The following is a 17,013-nucleotide window of genomic DNA, read 5'->3' as shown; positions in this document are numbered from 1 at the left end:
TTATAATAATTGTTATTGAGCCAGGGCAATTGTAGCCTGGCTGGAAGTTCTGGATTGGATCAGCTGCTCACACAGTCCGAAACTCAGGGTCATTCCTGCACCTCCTAACCCATTAATAACCATGACACCATTTTCAGGCTCAACAATCCACTCCGTTTGGCCGTTGGTCAATTTAGGATAAATACCGTTCCAGGTCTGAATAACCAATTCGTTTCCAAAACGAGCAAAAGTTCCCAAATACTCCAGTATCATCTGGTTAATGATCTGTTTGTCAAAGGGTCATGGGTTAAACCATATTCATGAGAATCGCCGATAGTAAGTTCACCCGCACTATTCTGCGATACCATTACATGAATGCCCCATTTTAAATAACCGGCATAGTGATCTTCGTAATATCTACGCAATGCATCGAGGGAACCGGCGCTGGCAAACGATTTATAATGGATCAATGAAAGACCGCCGCAAATAGAAGGTCCTATGCGCCAGTTGTTGGGCTGGCTTTTCATGCGCAGCATCTGCAATTTACATTTCGTAAAAGGAGCTTCTGAGAATTGTTCGGGGTAAAGGGTCTCAAAATCTGAACCGCTGCACACATAGATCTCATCTGCAGAAAACACCTCTTTTCCTGCATAAACATGCGGGTGCCGAACGGCTGTAACAGCTTTTCCCCAAATAAAGTGAACGCCCCACCTGCCCGCCAGCCAGGCAGCCACCTCGCCAACAGCTTCCCGCGATTCTATGATCATTTCTTCATTACTATGCAAACCGCCCTTTAGTCCTTTTTCAACAATAGCTGCTGAACAGGCTTTTGTCTGGCCGGCGTTCAACAGTGCATAGTTTCTGTCAGCATATACATCTGCAAGCTCCTGCAGCACTTTCCACTCATGTTCATTATGAGCTACATGTAAAGAGCCCGCTTCTTCGTACCAGATATGGGCTTCGTCGCAAACTTCTTTCCATATTTTACGCGAAAGCTTAGCCCGCTCATACAGCTCCCCATCAGGCTGGCCTATCGGCCACACCATTCCGAAATTCCGGATAGATGCTCCCACTGCCCGGTGGGTTCTTTCTATAACTGTAACTTTATAACCACGTACGGCTAATGCTCTTGCGGTAGCCAATCCAACTATTCCGGCGCCTATTACGATCGCTTTTTTGTTAAACATATTTTTATTGATCGGTTATTGAATAAAAAAGCAGGCAATAATTGCCCCTTTAAAAATTTATTATGCTGTTACCGGAATAATTAGCCGGCCGTTGTACTCCAAGGAATTTCAATATTGTTGGCGCAACATCATACAGATAGGGCGCACCTTGATAGTCGATCGCAGCAGTTTTAAAAACCGGCGAGTTGATGACCGGCCAGTTGATGGCAGCACTATTTTTTGCTAATATGCTTAGGTCCCCGCTTCCCCAGGAACCTGCATACCGGGCACCTGCCCCATCCCTTCCATTTGTACAAAAGACCAGGTCCGCTAATCCGGGATGTGCATTGTCAATATCCTTAAATGCATAAGAATTGACAGCAGCCGCTGCAACAGCATACCTGAATATTCTTATCCCAGAAATATTACCGGAGAAGTATACACCATAGTTTTCCGTAGCATCCTGACCTACCCTGAAGCCGGTACCGCTTTGTAAAGCGCCCACCTGGCTGATACTTTTGCTTGCTACTTCTAAACCTCCATCATAAAGTGTCATCAATTGAGCAGTGCGGTTTACAACAACTGAAACATGGTGCCAGTAGCCGTCTGACAGGTTTACGCCATCCAGGTCTACCCTGTTGCTGCCGTCGCCCAAATTCACTCTGATCGAGCCAGCACGATTTGCGATAATAACACCCTTATTATAGCCGCTGGCCCAGTTCTTATTGCCGATGATGACCGGATCGCTGTTGTTGGCAGCAGCACGAACACGAAACTCTATTGTGAAGCTTGCGTTAGCATCCAGGGCCAGGGTTTGTGACGACAAAGCAGGCAAAGTGCCATATACATCAGGTCCGAAATTAAGAGCAGCCACTGATGACGGTGATGTTTGTACGGTTGTAACAGGCGTTTGATTTACCAGGCGGGGAGCAATAGCCTTATTATGCAGGATAATAAAAGAATTCCGCTCCAGGTAGCTGTTTCCTCCGTGGGAATTGCCTATACCCCCGTGGTCACTGGCTATAACGATCAGCCAGTCTTCCAAAGCAAAAGACTTACGCTTTTTTAATGCTTCCAGGATATGTCCCACACGGATATCAGTAGCTTTTACGGCATTTACATAGTCTGTGTTAGATGCAGAAAAACCGGTGGCGTGGCCTGCGTGATCCACATCATCAAAATGACAAAACAGAACGCCGGGGTCCTGGGTGCTGAGCTCATTGATCATGGCCTGCTCTGTAGCGACATCTGTTCCGGGGTTGAGCTTAAAACTTATATCCGCGCTGTTAATGATAGTATTGTTGATGGGCGCCCAGGTAGTTACAGAACCGGTGCGATACCCCGGAAGGCTCTCTTTAACCTGGCTGAAAAAGGAAGGATTATTGATAAAATCTGAACCTGAAAAAGAATTATCGGAAGCTTTATGACGCGCCACGCTGGTACCCGTCAGCAAACCCGACCAGCCTACAGCACTCCAGGTAGGCACTTCTGCCAACGCATTTGTACTGGCGTAACCGCTATCCATCAACGCTTTGATATTGGGAGTATTAGCGGTAGAAAATGTTGACCAGAGACAACCGTCGATACCTATAAAAAGCACTTTTTTGATTTTTACTGTGGTGCCGTTATTATTTCCTGAGCTGTCCGCGGAAGGCGGGTTTCCTGGTCCGCTTATTGAACGATCGCAGGCCAGGAGCAAAACAGTCGAAAAAGCTAACAGGGTGATCCGCCAGGCGTTCGTTATCACAGAAAGTATAGCAAAGTATTTTTCCATATTACAACCGATTTTGAATAAACCATACCCTTTATTTTTGAGTTACAGACAACACCCGTTCGCCTATGGGATGTTCGGCCTTAAACTCAAAGCCCAGGAGATGCGCCATGGTTTGCGCAAATTGATCTTGGTAGATCTGTGTACCTGTTTTTATTTCGCCCGTTGCAGGTGTATCAGGCCCTATAACGGCCAGCCAGGTATTGCCTGAACCAGCTGCAGAAGATCCATGACTGGTCCATTCCCTGCCGCTGCCACGACCGTGATCGGGGCAAATAACAAAAGTAGTTTTACCCTTGTAATAGGGATCCTGCTGCATCATGTTCCATAAATTACCAATCATCTGGTCGGTATACCGTGCAGCTTCCAGGTAATAGTCATACCTGCCACCATGTGCCAGTACATCCAGGTCCCCGAAGTCGATATACACCATTTTAGGATGTTTGGCAGCAATATAAGTTTTGGCAATGGCATGGTATTCATATCCCAGCGCTCCTCCTCTCCATGTTCTTTAGGCAGGAAATCCTGTATTTCGTTGGCCAGCTGCTGCGCTTCGGTAAGGCCGGTTCCCGTTACTTTTTCGTAGGGATTGATAAGCGGCATTTTATTACGGTTGCGGTTCACTATTCGCACCACGGCATCCCAGCTGGCAAAAGTGGCCACTTTCCCGGTGTATCCCTTTTGCTGGTTCATAAATTCGAATACATTGATATTAGGATTATCAGGGTAGCTATTCGAGTTGATCTTCGGATCGAAATAACCTGTGATGGTCTCAGCCCTGCCCGGGTAGCTGAACCAAAAATTGTTACGTACGTTTACTTTATTGCCCAGATCCCGGTTACCATATAGTTGCCCTTTTTCCACAATTGTTGACCAGAAGAAGGGCATTAGTTTTTTCCTGCGTTCCTGCGTAGTTGCCGCCCAGTACTTTTGCATCAATGCGGTACTGTCTGCTTTACGGTACTGTCTTTTATTAGAAAGGCTCGTATCTATACCCCTGAACAGCTCTTCCCAACGGTAGCCATCTACCGAAATAAAAACGATGTTTTCTGTTTTGTGGTTTTGAGCGGCTGCATTTAAAGAAGCCAGTAAAAAAGGAAAAAAATGTTTCGCATTACTATTATTTATTTGTTGACTATTACCAAATCCTAGTTTATATGTTATGGCATTATACTACCATTTACAGTTACAGGCATAGATACAAGTAAGCTACTATCTGAACTGTAAACCGATACACTGCCAATTCCCGGGTAATCCCAATCAACTTCTATTTTCCATTTTCCTTCGCGGATTAGTGTAATATGTCCGCCATTAACAACCCAGAAGCTAGGAGACACTGAAGACTCTTCTTTAGGCCAAGCTTCGTAAACAACAGCCTGGTCCCCCACATTTACTGTTTCAAGCCCATATATTTCCCAATCATAAGTAAGTAGCTTGCTACCGTTACTATGCCCAGGATCTTGGGGAATTCCGGATTTAGTCTCCAAGCGGTGGATACGATAGAGACAAAAACTAAGAAAGTAAAAACCAGTAATGAATTGCATGAAAATCTTTGACGCATAACTGTATATTTTTTGGTTAAAAATAGTTTCCAACATTAACTGCCACTCCAAACCTTACCATCCAGGCCCCATGCCTGGTAATCCACACGCATACCCATCCAGGTCATGATACGGAAAGAATGGTCAACCAATCCGGGTGTTAATAAACGTGAGTCAAGTGTCGAAGGATTTAAAAGATTAGAAAGGAAAGTTGTAGTAGGAGGAGCAGGCGTACTGGTGAAGGCAAGATCGGCCCCTGTTTTACTGTAATCTTTTGAAACAGGACCCAAAGCCGCGTTTAATTTCCAGTAACCAACCAGGTTCCCATACAAAGGGTGGCTGCTGGTAATATCAAGGTATTGCCAGTCTTTTATGATGTCGGGCGGCAATACGGTGTTCCATATGCGAACATCTGCTATATAACTATTGATGCTGTTGGCACCGGTAGGGTTATAATTTGCGGTACCATCGTTACCTATCACAAGCGGAAAAGGGCCATCAATACTTCCGGCCACTGTTGCGAAAGTGGGCTGGGCAGCTACCTGTACGCCATCCTGGTATAAGATAAGACTGCCTTTACGGTTAAAGGTGGTTGACAACATATGCCATTTATCATCATTTATCACACCGCCTGAAAGGTCACGACGGCCGGCTGATGTGCCATTGCCCAGGTTTATCCTCCAGGTAGTTGTGCCACTTCGAAAAATCACCCAACCTGGATTAGCTCCGCTATTCCAGTCCTTGTTTCAATATATACCGGATCATAGGGTCCGCCGGTTGTCTTCACTCTTAATTCAACAGTAAAATCCTGTTGCCCGAATTTGAAAGCAGGATTATTAGTAACGGCCGACTTATTTAACGGATTGGAAAAATAAACAAAGTTGCCCTCGTAGGGAACATTGACCAGTGGCCGGGGAATGCTGGTCTTCTTTTGCCCGGGGCTATAGTAAAAACTAAAAACATTCCTGTCAGCGGCCGAGCTACCACCGTAGCTCCCGTCTGCCCTGCCACCATGAGTAGAGGTAACTATCACCATCCAGTCTTCGCTATCATAGGTATCCCGGTGCTCAACGGTATAAATAAGATCATCTATATAGGTATCCAGCTGCTGCAGGGCTGTTCTGTACTGAGATACAGCTGTGCCAAAGCCATAGGATTTCCCTGCGCGCAAAGCGCTGGAAAAATCTACCACCAGCACATCCATATTATCCTTTTGCAACCTGCCTACTGCGGAGTCTCTTGCCGCCATATCATTGTCCGCCAAATGAAGATGCTTTTCCAGCTCGGTGCCAAAAGCCCCTGTGGCTAATAAAGGCAATGTGGTAATGGCCATCATTCTCAAATCCGTTTTACTGTCTTTTAATCTTTTCAAAAAGCTGGGATACTGAGAAAAATTAGCACCGGAAAAATTCTCTGTCTTTACCTGGTGTTTGTTCAGCCGGGTTCCCGTAAGCAAATCGGCCCAAACCGTTCCGTTGTTGCTTATTGTATCGATAAGGCCGTAATAGGAATATACCGACTTCTCTGCTATCCTGGTAAATACTGGCAGCTTCATCTCCTCCAGCGCAGCGCCTACAACGCCATCTAACGCGATCAATAACACTTTTTTCTTTTTCAGGTTGAGTGTAATATCATCGTCATCCTGCCCGGCTTCCAAAAGTACAGGCTTATTACAAGCCACCAGTAAACCTGCCAGGAGCACCATCGCTACAAATGAAAGACCAAGATCAAACTTTGCTTGTTTCATTTTTAAAAATTTAGAATAGATCAATAATTCAGCTTTACGATACCTGAAACGGATCTCAGATCAAAACTGTTAAAGGCGCCAACCAGTACTATGGAATTCCGCGCAGTTACTTCAGCCGACGATAAAACAAAGCCGTTTTTAAAGCCGCCGAAATTGTTATGCGTAGCGCTCAGTTTACCATCGGGTTCCAATATTGCCAGGCCATCGCGCTTATAATTCTGAAATATATCGAAGAAGCCACTCACCAATATTTTACCATTATCCAGCACCCTGGTATGCAGTACATTTCCTACTGCACTTTCGCCGGGATCAAAACTGAGATCAACAACACCTTTGTTGGAAAACACCGCTATTTTTTGCGTACGTTCCCCGAAACGTTAATAAAGTTCCCCGAAGCTACTACCCGGCCATCTGGTAACTGATCAATAGATCGTACATCATTGTCAGGGCCCACGCCAACATTAAACTCGGGGTCTAACATCCCAAGCGTGTCCAGGCGGGCTATTCTCGCTGCAGGTGTTCCGTTAAAAGTGGTAAAGGAGCCTGCTATCATTAACTGATCTTCCCCGGTCAGATAAGAATCGAATATTACACCATTTACAGAAGGCCGGCCAGTGGGTAAATTCTTGTCGTAATTAAAGGTGGTATCCAGGGTTAAATCAGCATTGAGCCTAGCCAGGTAGTTTACATGAAATGTATCTACTTTAATAGAGTCACGCAGTCCGTCTGCCGTTACGCCACCGAAAGTATTCCGGTATACACGCCTGAATAAACCTGTCAGTATTATTTTGCCATCTGACTGCTGATGTAATTTATTTACCTGAGCATCAAAGCCAAGGTTGAGTAAAGGAAGGGTATCCGGCTTATCGCGAAGCGGTGATTGAACCAGCATGCTATCCGGCGACCCATCACTATTCAGCGTAATAATATTTTGTACGGCATTGGGTATAAAACGGGCCCGGTAATTACTAAAGGAGCCTGCAACAAGATAACGGCCATCCATTAACTGAAGCGCATCTGACACGATGCTGCTTCTGAATCCCCTGCGGGTCCTGAAGGTCCGGTCTATGGAACCATCTGAATTCAGCCTGGCCATACCATTCATACCGTCTGCATCACCGGAGTTATCATAATCTGTAAAAGTTCCTACAATAATATATTTACCATCATTCTGAAAGCGTATGGCACTTACGGCGCCACCTGTTGCGCCAGGAAATGATTTAAAAACCGCATCCTGCGATACGGCACCACTGATCTGGTGAAGCGGCCCCGGCAGTACCTGCTTATTAATGGTAAGCGTGATAAGGCCACTACTGGCTCGTTGAGGTACTTTTACTTCCAGCCTGGTTGCTGTAACGTTAAGCACTTCGGCTGGCTCGCCATTAAATTTCACTAAAAGCTCTTCTTTCTTATAATTATCAAAACTGCTCCCGGAAAGCGTTACGGTAGCGCCCGGCGCGCTTATCGCAGGCCTCAATGCTTCCGTACTCAGCTTCACATTTAAAGCGTCTTTCGATGATTCATAAGGGTAGGCCCCCAGCTCCAGTCCCTTGCGACAAGCCGGTAACAGGATACAGCATAAAAGGATACCTATAGAATAATATTTACACATCTTTTTGATTTGAAGTTTGTAATAAGAGTTAAGAATAGATACCTGCTATGGAACATTATCATTTACCACTGCTTCAAAATCGGTATTAAAGGAAAACTGTATGTTTCCCCTCAAAGCGTGCATTACTCCATTTCGGGGCCGCAGGTTGGATGTAGACACTACTTCCGAGTTTAAAGAAGAAAAATTTGTAAGATCATCTCCTACGGAAGTGAGATAAATAGTTCGGGGGCCAACATCCTGGGTGCCGGAATAAGCATCATAAACCACGCCCATATTCATAATATAACCATCGAAGGATTCTATATTTTGTCCCGGATATAGTCCTACACGGGCAAAGTCTATCCTGCTAATATCATTCAGGAGATAAGCTGATTTAAAAACATATCGTGCCAGGTACTTACGCCAGATATCTCCCGGGATGTCGTTGATATGCAGGCTATCTTTTCCTTGTCCATACCTGTTGCCGTTTACTTTATTCATTAAAAGCAGTAAAGACCTGTCGGGCGGCGCAAAAAAGTAATCGTATCATTCTCCAGAACAGTTTTCATACCTGCTAAATCAATTACCTGCACAAGCGAATCAAACAGGAACGGCTTTTGCTGCAGGAATTCGTAAATATTTTCCTTTAAAACACCTGACTGCAGGCCGGTATCCCTGTAGTAGTCCTTTTTGTTACAGGCCTGAAAGAGGATCGTTGCCAGTAATGCGGCAGTTATTCCCAATGTAATTTTTTTCATTACTATATCTGTTATAAATGATAGATCAGTTTACCTCACCCAATAAAGGTTTAATACGATTTCAGGGTTATTTACCCTGGCCTTTGATCGATAGGCCATGTCCAGGCGCCCCGGTCGAACTGTTCCTGTGTAAGGTAAGTGATCGCCTGGTTAGGATCTGTAACCCTGCCTGTACGCACAAAATCGTACCAGCGGTGCCCCTCCCCGATCAATTCTTTCTGGCGCTCCCAAAAAATAGCATCGCTGAGGTTTTCAGTACCGGGATTATACAGGTTGGCGCCCGCCCTGGTACGTACCATATTAAGCATGTTAATCGCTTCTGTATTATTACCGCTATTGGCCAGCGCTTCAGCACCCAGCAACAATACATCGGCATACCGGAAGATCATGAGGTTATCTTCGAAGATCCAGTCCCCGGTAGGATCGGCCACATTGATCTGTTTGAGGAACATAAATGTCTGGTTATTTATATAAGGCAGATAAAACCAGGTATCCCTCCTTTTATCAGGGAGATTGGGCGGGTAAATGCGTTCCATTAAAGGTGCGGTAAAGAAAAGATCGCTATTGGCGCCATAGTTCACAATGGGCGAATGAGTCATCCATTGCCCCAGGTTTACATATCTCGAAAGATTGCCATAGTTACGATTGAGCTCAAATTCGAAAATACTTTCTTTTGTTTTTCCTTTAAAAAGACGCTTGGACTCTTCTATTGGCAGCAGCTCAAACTCACCGCTGTTTTTGATAGCGGCACATTTTTGAGCAGCATCTTGCCAGTACCTGCTTTGGTTGGATTTATCAAATCCGGCCGCCCACATATTCATGTGTGCAATTAAGGTATATAGAGAAGCGCGCCTGCACGCACACCTATATCAGAAGCATTTGATGGCACCCAGGGCAGATCATCTTTAACAGCGTCCAGTTCGGTGATCAGGTCATTAAAAATGGTAATAAAAGAGGTTCGTGGCCGGGGCACTTTATCATAAGGCTCTGTATAATAAGGAACATCTCCATATAGGCGGCATATATAGAAATAGGTAAATGCTCGCACAAATTTGACTTCGGCTACATAGCGCTTCTTTTCCGTTTCTGTTAACGACTCCATCTTCTGAATCTCAGCCAAAGTAATATTACAGTTGGCTATGGATTGAAAGTAAGGCGCCCAGTCATCAATATGAATCAAATTATACCGGGCAGGTACAGCGAGGCTTGTTGTATTCGACAAATCATTTCGGGAAATGGTAAGAAATCCTTCTCCCAACTGTCCTGCACCCACTGCGCCACCGATCCCACCGCAACGCATGTCCCCTACGGCCGGGATCACCGGGGAGTTAAAGTCATTGAATTTTTCAAAAATAAATCCATAGCAGTTGATCACAGCGGCTTCCACATCCTCCTTTGTTTTCCAGAAAGAGTTGGACCCTGTTCGGTCGGCTGCTTCAACATCCAGGAATTTTTTACAGGAGGTTATTGATATCACCATCAAAACCAGCAGGGTAAGGGGATATAAACGTTTCATGTATATTTTTTTAGTATACGCATAACTTTAAAATTCTATATTGGCACCAATGGTATAAGCCCGTGTATTGGGATAGTTACCCAGATAATCCCGTCCCAGACTATTTACCGTTTCGGGGTTAGGTCCCGAATAGCCCGAAAGCAACAAGGGATTTTTAACCGTAAAGTATAACCTGGCATTACGGAGCTTCAAATGGCGGTCAAGCCAGCCCTTATTAAAATTATAGCCCAGGATGAATGTATTGAACTTGATATAAGATCCATCTTCTTCAAATAGCGTCTGCGCATCACGCAATGAATTAGTGCCTGTATTAACCAGAAACGGATTAGGATATTTTGCATTGGGCCTGTTCAGAGTATAGTAATCCACATCGCTGATATCCACGTACGTTGCAGGTCCATCAGGCGATCCGTCACCATTCTCATCCAACATCTCCAACGGATCCTGGTAATTCCGCAATCGCTGCGACAGCGCATTGTTCCTTAAGGTCCTGTCGAACAGCACGGCTCCGCTGATAGTAAGATTAAAATTTTTGTACATGATCGTTCCGCCAAAACCACCGGTAAAGATGGGCTCAAATTTTCCGCCCACCTGCATATCATTGCCATCGATCACGTAATTACCGTCTACATCCCTGAAGTGCATGTCACCGGCCTGGAAATAAGAGGTTGTATAACCGTTACGTAAAGCCAGCCCGGTAACAGGATCAACCGGTACATCGGCGCCGTTAGCGAACACCCCGTCCGACACGAGCAGAAAATTATTCTGACCGCCGCCAACGCGCGAGATCACCGAACGGCCATCGCTAAACCAAACCAGTGCATTGCCCGGCAAACGTCTTATTATTTGCCTGATAGCAGAACCATTCATATAAACATTCCAGTTAAAATCCTTACCAGGCTTGGCCGGGCGAAACGTAAGCGAGATCTCCAGCCCCCGGTTGGTAAGTGCTGCATCGTTTGTAAAAGTTCTCTGAAAACCTGTTGCATCCGCCAGCGGTGTTTCGTATATAAGATCATCTACGTTTTTCTCATACGCATTAAATGTAAGCCCTACCCTGTTGGAAAAAGATAGAAGTCACCACCGATATTAATTGTTTCTACCTTCTCCGGCCTGAGATCAGGATTGGGAAGATATCCCAAAATAGGGCCTACCCGTATAACATTATTATAAGCGCCGCGAACACCAAACTGACCCTGCGATGCATAGATATTTGTAGTGGGACGGAGGTTAACCCCATAAGTAAAACGCAGCGCCGCACTGGTAACCCAGCTCACTTTTTCCATAAACTTTTCTTTTTCAATATTCCAGCGTAGCCCCATAGATGGATTTCTTGCCCAGCGGTTGTTTTCACCGGCATAAGAACTACCATCCTGCCGGAAAGACAGGTCCAGTATATATTTTTTGTTAAAATTATACTGCATATTAGCAGCCAATGCCACGGTATGTATCGAAGTATATTGATTGCTTCCGGAACCGCCGTTGTATTGCACTCCTGAGTAGTTGGAATACCAGGAGTTATAGCCTAACGGTCCCCAATAATAATCGTTAGGTCCATTACGGTTTTCTATTACATACCCGGTACTGTTGTTTACTCTTAGTTCAGAAAACACCGAAGTATAGAGGTTATGCTTTTCATTAAATGTACCCGAATAGTTTAGCTGGCTCCGGTTGTAGAGATCCGACCTTCTTGCCGACAAACCAAATAAGCGGGTTCGATTCGCATCAGCGGCGGCCGGCTTAAAAAAATCTTCGCTATCCTGTGTATAATCATAACTGGTGTTAGAGCTGATTCTTAAATTTTTGATCAGCTCATAAGACATATCAATAAAAGACCTGAAGTTGTGTGTTTTAGCGTCATTACTGCTATAGATAGCTCCTGAGAATTGTGAAACATCCAGGAAGAAAGAAGGACCCGGCATTAATGACGATGCAATGTTGGAGCCTGCTCCTACTTCGGTAAGACCATTTCCGCTGCCCTTTAATTTCTTACCAATGGCCGCAAACACCTGCGCATTCACCCTGAACTTTTCGTTCGGGTTAAACCCTAAGCTCATAGTAGCCGCATAGCGGTCAAATCCGGTATTGCGGATAACACCTCTATCAGAGTAGAAGTTAAGATTGGTTTTATAATTTAAGATCTGGTCCCCGCCCGCTACTGAAATATTGTGAGAGTGGTTATAAGTAGGGGTATAATAAATTCCCTGCCAGTCGGTGGAATTGTTATAGAAGGGATTAAGACTATCAGAAATAAAAGGATTATTCATGATCTGATACAGGTAATTATAATCTCCGTTGCCATAAATAGTGGATACTCTAAGATCCCGCTCTTCCTTTCCTCCAATAGTATTTCTAAGCGGTGGCACAGTGTTAACAAAATAATTGCCGATATAGGTAACAATAGGAATTTTTGATTTACCCTTCTTGGTCGTAATAACTATTACGCCGTTGGCCCCTCTCGACCCATACAAAGAAGTTGCCTGTGCATCGAGCATAACATCAACTGTTTCGATATCTTCCACTGGTATCAGCGACAGCGGGCTTGTGCCTGGCCCGATTGACTGGAAGCCATATTCAAAACCTGCATCTGCATCAATAGGTACGCCATCCACAATATATAAGGGCGAGTTGGAAGTTACATAAGCATCTGTACCAGCTCCAGAGGCGCCAATACTGGACAACCCCCTGATTGTAGCAGCTCCTCTAAAACCCGGCGCACCGGTATTCATTTGTACATTCAGGCCGGGTACACGTCCCTGCATCAATTCCTCCAGATTTGATGTGGGCACATCTTTATATCTTCTGCCGTAATACGTGTAACGGCGCGGTTACGGTCTCCTTTGATTTTTTCTGGTATCCCACCACCATCACCTGCGTCATATCGCTGGCCAGTCGTTGCAGTACTACCATCATGGTGTCAGACGGTATCATATGCGTTGTCACAAAGCCCATGTGCGATACTTCTATCTCTTCCCCGGGATTTAATTTAACGCTGAAATTACCCAGCTGATCCGTGGTAATGAGCGCCCTCAATGCCTTACCCTTCCAGGCTGCAATGGTAGCTCCGCTTACAGGTTTCAGGTCGTCACCTGCAACCACCTGCCCCGAGGCCGTAATAGTTTGCGCCTGCAAAGCCGAAACCGAGAAAAAACAAAGCATGCACATAGCAGCTATTAAATTGTAAATAGTTTTTTTCATGTCAATATTTTCTACAGTTGTTTACTGATGTTCTAATGGCAGGAATTAATCATTTTCGAACTTGAGGTTTCTTTTGAAGTGAATGACGATCTCCCAATCTCCCGGCTCATATATAGCGAAGTTGAAACCGAACACACCATTACGCAGGGAATTACCAAAACCTCTGCGGGGATACTCAAATAACACCCGCGCCATACCGCCTGATGTGTATTTGGTAGCAAGAGCGCTTAAAGGCACCGGATATGCCACTTCGTATTTAACATGGGTTGCAGACATCTGCATATTGAAACCGTGCACCAGTTCGGTCCATTTTGTATTGCTGAATTTTGCCGGATTAATAGCAACCGAGTCCTTATCCAAAAACCTAAATGTAAGCGAGCTGCCATTACCCGTCTTTCTAAAGTAAACAGCGCTCATATAGGGTTGCATTAAGCTATCGGTAGTATAATACAAATTGGATGAAGTAGTAAGCCGAACAGCTTTGGGTACCGTTATAGCAGTAGTATTAACGGGTGGATAAATCTGAAAATTCTCCGTCTGCGGCAAACGGGTAGCACGGTCATATTCGAATGGCTCATAGGCAATCTCTCTCTCGGGAATTAGTTTGCGGTCGGTAAAAATTTTGACGCACCTGTTGCATTGGAAATCTTAATATCAAACAGGTATAGCGAATCTTTCCCCGGGGTAGATTTAATTTGCTGCGAAGAAGCCGCGGCAAACACCAGGTCGCCCGATCCCGGCCTTATACTGATGAAGGGCTTTTGCACTTCCTTGCGTTTTGCTTCTATTTCAGCTAAAGATGTTTCGAGCCCGGTGTACTGTGTCACCCAATCTTTTACCGTTACAGGGCTGATAAGTTCGGCAGCAGGTGAACCATCGGCACGACGCAGGTTCTGTAGTTCAAAGGTCAGCGGATAGGTAGAACCATCTGCATTAAACTGCGTAAGCACCAGTGTATTTCTCCCTAGTACGGGCCTGTAATTATCCGTAGCAAAGCTGACATTCTCACTAAGATATTCTGTCAATGGCGGAATTTTCTTACACCCTGTGATCAACACCATTATTGTAGCAAATGCAATAGCCCGGCAGTTGTTGTATTTATGCATAACAATTACTTTAGTCTTTTAATTTTTACTGAGCTTTACTTCTTCAATTACTTTTCGCATACCGTCTGTACGGAAATACTGATACTGCAGGTATAGGGTAAATTTGTTCCGGTCGAAATAGCTCGGACCACTTTTTTTAAGAGAGGTATCTGCTGCAGCAGTGGCAGGGGCAATGGCTGTTACGCTATCTTTTGCGTCCATCGTAATTTTAATTTTAAACACGGGATCACCAATAAAATCTGCCCCATCCATAATAAGCTGATTATCTGATATGGCTGTAAGCCGTTTTCCGTCGCGCATATTAGCCGTAGCCTGCGGGCCCCATGGCCTGTTGGTATTATTCGGAAAATACAGGGTTCCATAAGAGTAATAGTAATAATCACTCCAGTAGTTCTGGCGTTCGGCAGCCCGGATATAAAAATTCCCGAAGCTGAAAATATGCGCCGGCTCCAGAATATGCACTACCCCGTTTGTTAGTTTAATATTAGTGGTAGTTGCCAGGCTGCTCGACCAGTTCTCTATCCATTTGGAGCTGTAGGTGAAGCTGAATTTTAGTACTTCACTGCCTCCCTTTTCCACACCTTCTGCATTGTTGGTTTGCTGTGTTACATTCATAGTGCGGTCACCTACCGTACGCAGAAAGAAGCCATCACGATTGGCAGCTATATCCCCGGTCAGCCATTTGCCTCTTATAATATAATGTGACAAAATCTGCCGGAGCGAGGAACTGTCTATATCCCGGAGGACACGGCAGCCAATCCCTGACCGCGCCTGCGATCATTGTAGTTTATAAGCGCCTTATCTATGCTGGCATCCGTGGCTGCAAAAAGGTAACATCTTTAGAAGCCAGTGTATCCTTGAGGCCCGACCTGTTAATTATAAACAAAAGAGAATCGAATCCTGTGGCCTGGTTTTGCAGGTACTCGTAAACGCTGTAAGGGTACTGCGCATTTGAAGGCATTTCGTCCCGGTAGGTATTATTTTTCTTACATCCTGTTAATATCAGAGTAAACAGGGCGCATAAAAAGAAAATAGGTTTCATCCGCATGTTTTTATTTTTTGGGGTTCCTGAACTTTGGAGAACAACCCCGTATTACAGGGATATCTTGTCTTATCTGTTTTTTCTTTATTTCCAGAAACTGTTTTGCTGAAGAACTGCGTTATTGGTGAGTATACTTTGGGCAAGCGGCCATAACCCGCCCCCTGTCGTATTTGCTCCCGTGACATACCCGAAAATTCGTGTGCACGCTGATTACGTAGCAGATCAAACCAGCGATGCCCTTCGCCTAATAATTCCCTTTGTCGTTCTTTCAAAATAGCATTCAGTACATTACCGCCGGTTGCAGCGTTAAATTCAGTGAGGCCACGCCTTGTTCGGACAGCGTTGAGAAAAACAACAGCATTATTCAAATCATTTAGATAGTATAAGGCTTCGGCACGCAGGAGCACAATATCCTCATAGCGCGTTATGACAATTGCAGACTGAAAATTACTATACAGCGGCTCCTGTGTAAAAGACCGGGCTTTTATTTTACTGAACATAGGCACCGGGTTGGCAAAATTCTGAAAATAACCACCGCTGACAACCCCGCTGGCACTGATGGCGAAACGCTGATCGTTCGGCTCGTTAAATATTTTAAGGATAGAATCGGCGGGTATATAAACATCCGGCGTTGTTTTATCTACCAATGGCGCCGCTAAAGTCCAGTCTTCCAGGTGCCCTTTAGCCGCAGACTCCTGGAAATTAGCATCTGCAGTAAGTGAGAATATAACACCGTTATTTAACCCGTTAAATACCCCTGAAGTTTCGGCGGTAAGGCTCGCCGTACTGGCAAAAGTGTAATTCCCCAATGTGGTATTTTCGTAAACCAGTCTTGTATAAGCTTCGCAGGCTGCATAATCGCCTCTCCAGGCATACAGATGTGCGAGCAGTGCATAACAGGCGGCTTTTGATGCAATCCGGGACTGCCAGAAATTGCCGCCCTGATCGTAATAAGTGCCAAGGTATTCAGGCTGCTGTCCGTTATAATTCCACGGAAGGCCGGCCGCTGCGGCGGTCAGCTCCTGTTGAATAAAGTCGAGCAAACGCGACTGAGGGTCTCTCGTCTTGGTTTCAAAACCCCGTCGATAGATGTAGTAATCAAAGGCGCATCACCCCATATACGTACAATATAGAAATAAGCCAGCGCTCTCAGAAAGCGGGCCGACGCTACATCTACTTTGAGGTTTTGCTGGTTATAGCGTATATCTTTCTCCAGTATTTTCGGCAGATTCTCTATGCAAAGATTTGCCTGAGCAATAACAGCATAAAAGCGACGCCAGCTTTTCCATTCCTCCACTGCAGCAAATGTGGCTTTTAACTGTTGAGATGCGGCCGCTGCTATATCGGCCCTGCTGGAAGATTTAAAATTTCCCGCCCTTAATTCTCCGTAGGCAAAAAAGCATTTTCGTTGGCAAGTGCAGCACGCATCAGGCCGTAGGTAGCAAATACGCCCGAACGGGCATCATTTCTTTGCTGCCATCTGCACTTCAGGAATCTGGTGGCGGGATGGCAGATCCAGTTTATTACTACAACTGCAAAAAAGCAGCATAGCGAAAACAAGTAAGGTATTAACGATTCTCATAGTCGTTCTTTGATAT

General features: G+C 45.1%; 23 protein-coding genes. All 23 read right to left on the bottom strand.

Features of this window, described 5'->3' with window-relative positions; translation table 11 throughout:
* Nucleotides 1–12: 12 nt before the first annotated feature.
* A complete protein-coding gene (locus MKP07_RS25675; RefSeq protein WP_240850027.1) occupies nucleotides 13–252 on the bottom strand; it encodes a hypothetical protein in 240 nt (79 codons plus the stop codon).
* Nucleotides 249–1,166: a TIGR03364 family FAD-dependent oxidoreductase gene (locus tag MKP07_RS25670; protein ID WP_240850025.1), complete on the bottom strand. Its 918-nt coding sequence runs from the start codon at nucleotides 1,164–1,166 to the stop codon at nucleotides 249–251. The genes MKP07_RS25675 and MKP07_RS25670 overlap by 4 nt, the downstream gene beginning before the upstream one ends.
* A gap of 49 nt (nucleotides 1,167–1,215) precedes the next feature.
* Nucleotides 1,216–2,919 carry an alkaline phosphatase family protein gene (locus MKP07_RS25665; RefSeq protein ID WP_240850023.1) on the bottom strand — a complete coding sequence of 568 codons (1,704 nt, stop codon included), beginning with the start codon at nucleotides 2,917–2,919 and terminating at the stop codon, nucleotides 1,216–1,218.
* Nucleotides 2,920–2,950: 31 nt separating this feature from the next.
* A complete protein-coding gene (locus MKP07_RS25660; RefSeq protein ID WP_240850021.1) occupies nucleotides 2,951–3,259 on the bottom strand; it encodes an alkaline phosphatase family protein in 309 nt (102 codons plus the stop codon).
* Complete coding sequence (locus MKP07_RS25655) at nucleotides 3,256–3,852, bottom strand: hypothetical protein (RefSeq protein ID WP_240850019.1); 597 nt, start codon at nucleotides 3,850–3,852, stop codon at nucleotides 3,256–3,258. Before MKP07_RS25655 ends, MKP07_RS25660 begins: the two co-directional genes overlap by 4 nt.
* A gap of 224 nt (nucleotides 3,853–4,076) precedes the next feature.
* Nucleotides 4,077–4,529 (bottom strand): hypothetical protein, encoded by a 453-nt coding sequence (locus MKP07_RS25650; protein WP_240850017.1) that lies wholly within the window; start codon nucleotides 4,527–4,529, stop codon nucleotides 4,077–4,079.
* On the bottom strand, nucleotides 4,514–5,167 hold the full coding sequence (locus MKP07_RS25645; RefSeq protein WP_240850016.1) for a LamG-like jellyroll fold domain-containing protein: 654 nt from the start codon (nucleotides 5,165–5,167) through the stop codon (nucleotides 4,514–4,516). Before MKP07_RS25645 ends, MKP07_RS25650 begins: the two co-directional genes overlap by 16 nt.
* A complete protein-coding gene (locus MKP07_RS25640; protein WP_240850014.1) occupies nucleotides 5,164–6,204 on the bottom strand; it encodes a hypothetical protein in 1,041 nt (346 codons plus the stop codon). The genes MKP07_RS25645 and MKP07_RS25640 overlap by 4 nt, the downstream gene beginning before the upstream one ends.
* Nucleotides 6,205–6,224: 20 nt before the next feature.
* Nucleotides 6,225–6,551, bottom strand: coding sequence for a hypothetical protein (locus MKP07_RS25635; RefSeq protein WP_240850012.1), 327 nt, complete (start codon nucleotides 6,549–6,551; stop codon nucleotides 6,225–6,227).
* A 2-nt stretch (nucleotides 6,552–6,553) separates the two neighbouring features.
* Nucleotides 6,554–7,816 carry a DUF5008 domain-containing protein gene (locus tag MKP07_RS25630; protein ID WP_240850010.1) on the bottom strand — a complete coding sequence of 421 codons (1,263 nt, stop codon included), beginning with the start codon at nucleotides 7,814–7,816 and terminating at the stop codon, nucleotides 6,554–6,556.
* Nucleotides 7,817–7,861: 45 nt separating this feature from the next.
* Complete coding sequence (locus MKP07_RS25625; protein WP_240850008.1) at nucleotides 7,862–8,296, bottom strand: hypothetical protein; 435 nt, start codon at nucleotides 8,294–8,296, stop codon at nucleotides 7,862–7,864.
* Nucleotides 8,296–8,553: a hypothetical protein gene (locus MKP07_RS25620; RefSeq protein WP_240850006.1), complete on the bottom strand. Its 258-nt coding sequence runs from the start codon at nucleotides 8,551–8,553 to the stop codon at nucleotides 8,296–8,298. Before MKP07_RS25620 ends, MKP07_RS25625 begins: the two co-directional genes overlap by 1 nt.
* A 71-nt stretch (nucleotides 8,554–8,624) precedes the next feature.
* On the bottom strand, nucleotides 8,625–9,368 hold the full coding sequence (locus tag MKP07_RS25615; RefSeq protein ID WP_240850005.1) for a RagB/SusD family nutrient uptake outer membrane protein: 744 nt from the start codon (nucleotides 9,366–9,368) through the stop codon (nucleotides 8,625–8,627).
* A 14-nt stretch (nucleotides 9,369–9,382) separates the two neighbouring features.
* Complete coding sequence (locus tag MKP07_RS25610) at nucleotides 9,383–10,069, bottom strand: RagB/SusD family nutrient uptake outer membrane protein (protein ID WP_240850003.1); 687 nt, start codon at nucleotides 10,067–10,069, stop codon at nucleotides 9,383–9,385.
* A 27-nt stretch (nucleotides 10,070–10,096) separates the two neighbouring features.
* Nucleotides 10,097–10,939, bottom strand: coding sequence for a SusC/RagA family TonB-linked outer membrane protein (locus MKP07_RS25605; RefSeq protein WP_240850001.1), 843 nt, complete (start codon nucleotides 10,937–10,939; stop codon nucleotides 10,097–10,099).
* Nucleotides 10,940–11,121: 182 nt separating this feature from the next.
* Nucleotides 11,122–12,858: a TonB-dependent receptor domain-containing protein gene (locus MKP07_RS25600; protein ID WP_240849999.1), complete on the bottom strand. Its 1,737-nt coding sequence runs from the start codon at nucleotides 12,856–12,858 to the stop codon at nucleotides 11,122–11,124.
* A 4-nt stretch (nucleotides 12,859–12,862) separates the two neighbouring features.
* Nucleotides 12,863–13,267: a carboxypeptidase-like regulatory domain-containing protein gene (locus tag MKP07_RS25595; protein ID WP_240849998.1), complete on the bottom strand. Its 405-nt coding sequence runs from the start codon at nucleotides 13,265–13,267 to the stop codon at nucleotides 12,863–12,865.
* 45 nt (nucleotides 13,268–13,312) lie between these two features.
* Nucleotides 13,313–13,852 carry a DUF5007 domain-containing protein gene (locus tag MKP07_RS39565; protein WP_317236105.1) on the bottom strand — a complete coding sequence of 180 codons (540 nt, stop codon included), beginning with the start codon at nucleotides 13,850–13,852 and terminating at the stop codon, nucleotides 13,313–13,315.
* 14 nt (nucleotides 13,853–13,866) lie between these two features.
* Nucleotides 13,867–14,373: a DUF5007 domain-containing protein gene (locus MKP07_RS39560; protein WP_262919478.1), complete on the bottom strand. Its 507-nt coding sequence runs from the start codon at nucleotides 14,371–14,373 to the stop codon at nucleotides 13,867–13,869.
* 18 nt (nucleotides 14,374–14,391) lie between these two features.
* Nucleotides 14,392–15,081 carry a hypothetical protein gene (locus MKP07_RS25585; protein WP_240849997.1) on the bottom strand — a complete coding sequence of 230 codons (690 nt, stop codon included), beginning with the start codon at nucleotides 15,079–15,081 and terminating at the stop codon, nucleotides 14,392–14,394.
* A 94-nt stretch (nucleotides 15,082–15,175) separates the two neighbouring features.
* The gene (locus MKP07_RS25580) at nucleotides 15,176–15,415 is read right to left on the bottom strand and encodes a hypothetical protein (RefSeq protein ID WP_240849996.1); all 240 of its coding nucleotides are present in this window, start codon (nucleotides 15,413–15,415) and stop codon (nucleotides 15,176–15,178) included.
* On the bottom strand, nucleotides 15,412–16,458 hold the full coding sequence (locus MKP07_RS25575) for a RagB/SusD family nutrient uptake outer membrane protein (RefSeq protein WP_240849995.1): 1,047 nt from the start codon (nucleotides 16,456–16,458) through the stop codon (nucleotides 15,412–15,414). The genes MKP07_RS25580 and MKP07_RS25575 overlap by 4 nt, the downstream gene beginning before the upstream one ends.
* Nucleotides 16,431–16,712, bottom strand: a complete 282-nt coding sequence (locus MKP07_RS25570; protein ID WP_240849994.1) for a RagB/SusD family nutrient uptake outer membrane protein — start codon at nucleotides 16,710–16,712, stop codon at nucleotides 16,431–16,433. The genes MKP07_RS25575 and MKP07_RS25570 overlap by 28 nt, the downstream gene beginning before the upstream one ends.
* Between the last annotated feature and the right edge of the window lie 301 nt (nucleotides 16,713–17,013).

This window comes from Paraniabella hibiscisoli (assembly GCF_022512515.1).
GTDB lineage: Bacteria > Bacteroidota > Bacteroidia > Chitinophagales > Chitinophagaceae > Niabella > Niabella hibiscisoli.
This window is presented reverse-complemented; position numbering and strand designations above follow the sequence as displayed.

Bases quoted from the DNA above. Each gene is read 5' to 3' on its own strand.
- MKP07_RS25675 (WP_240850027.1), bottom strand. From the start codon at position 252: ATGATACTGGAGTATTTGGGAACTTTTGCTCGTTTTGGAAACGAATTG.
- MKP07_RS25670 (WP_240850025.1), bottom strand. From the start codon at position 1,166: ATGTTTAACAAAAAAGCGATCGTAATAGGCGCCGGAATAGTTGGATTG.
- MKP07_RS25665 (WP_240850023.1), bottom strand. From the start codon at position 2,919: ATGGAAAAATACTTTGCTATACTTTCTGTGATAACGAACGCCTGGCGG.
- MKP07_RS25660 (WP_240850021.1), bottom strand. From the start codon at position 3,259: ATGATTGGTAATTTATGGAACATGATGCAGCAGGATCCCTATTACAAG.
- MKP07_RS25655 (WP_240850019.1), bottom strand. From the start codon at position 3,852: ATGCAAAAGTACTGGGCGGCAACTACGCAGGAACGCAGGAAAAAACTA.
- MKP07_RS25640 (WP_240850014.1), bottom strand. From the start codon at position 6,204: ATGAAACAAGCAAAGTTTGATCTTGGTCTTTCATTTGTAGCGATGGTG.
- MKP07_RS25630 (WP_240850010.1), bottom strand. From the start codon at position 7,816: ATGTGTAAATATTATTCTATAGGTATCCTTTTATGCTGTATCCTGTTA.
- MKP07_RS25625 (WP_240850008.1), bottom strand. From the start codon at position 8,296: ATGAATAAAGTAAACGGCAACAGGTATGGACAAGGAAAAGATAGCCTG.
- MKP07_RS25620 (WP_240850006.1), bottom strand. From the start codon at position 8,553: ATGAAAAAAATTACATTGGGAATAACTGCCGCATTACTGGCAACGATC.
- MKP07_RS25615 (WP_240850005.1), bottom strand. From the start codon at position 9,368: ATGTGGGCGGCCGGATTTGATAAATCCAACCAAAGCAGGTACTGGCAA.
- MKP07_RS25610 (WP_240850003.1), bottom strand. From the start codon at position 10,069: ATGAAACGTTTATATCCCCTTACCCTGCTGGTTTTGATGGTGATATCA.
- MKP07_RS25605 (WP_240850001.1), bottom strand. From the start codon at position 10,939: ATGAATGGTTCTGCTATCAGGCAAATAATAAGACGTTTGCCGGGCAAT.
- MKP07_RS25595 (WP_240849998.1), bottom strand. From the start codon at position 13,267: ATGAAAAAAACTATTTACAATTTAATAGCTGCTATGTGCATGCTTTGT.
- MKP07_RS39560 (WP_262919478.1), bottom strand. From the start codon at position 14,373: ATGCATAAATACAACAACTGCCGGGCTATTGCATTTGCTACAATAATG.
- MKP07_RS25580 (WP_240849996.1), bottom strand. From the start codon at position 15,415: ATGAAACCTATTTTCTTTTTATGCGCCCTGTTTACTCTGATATTAACA.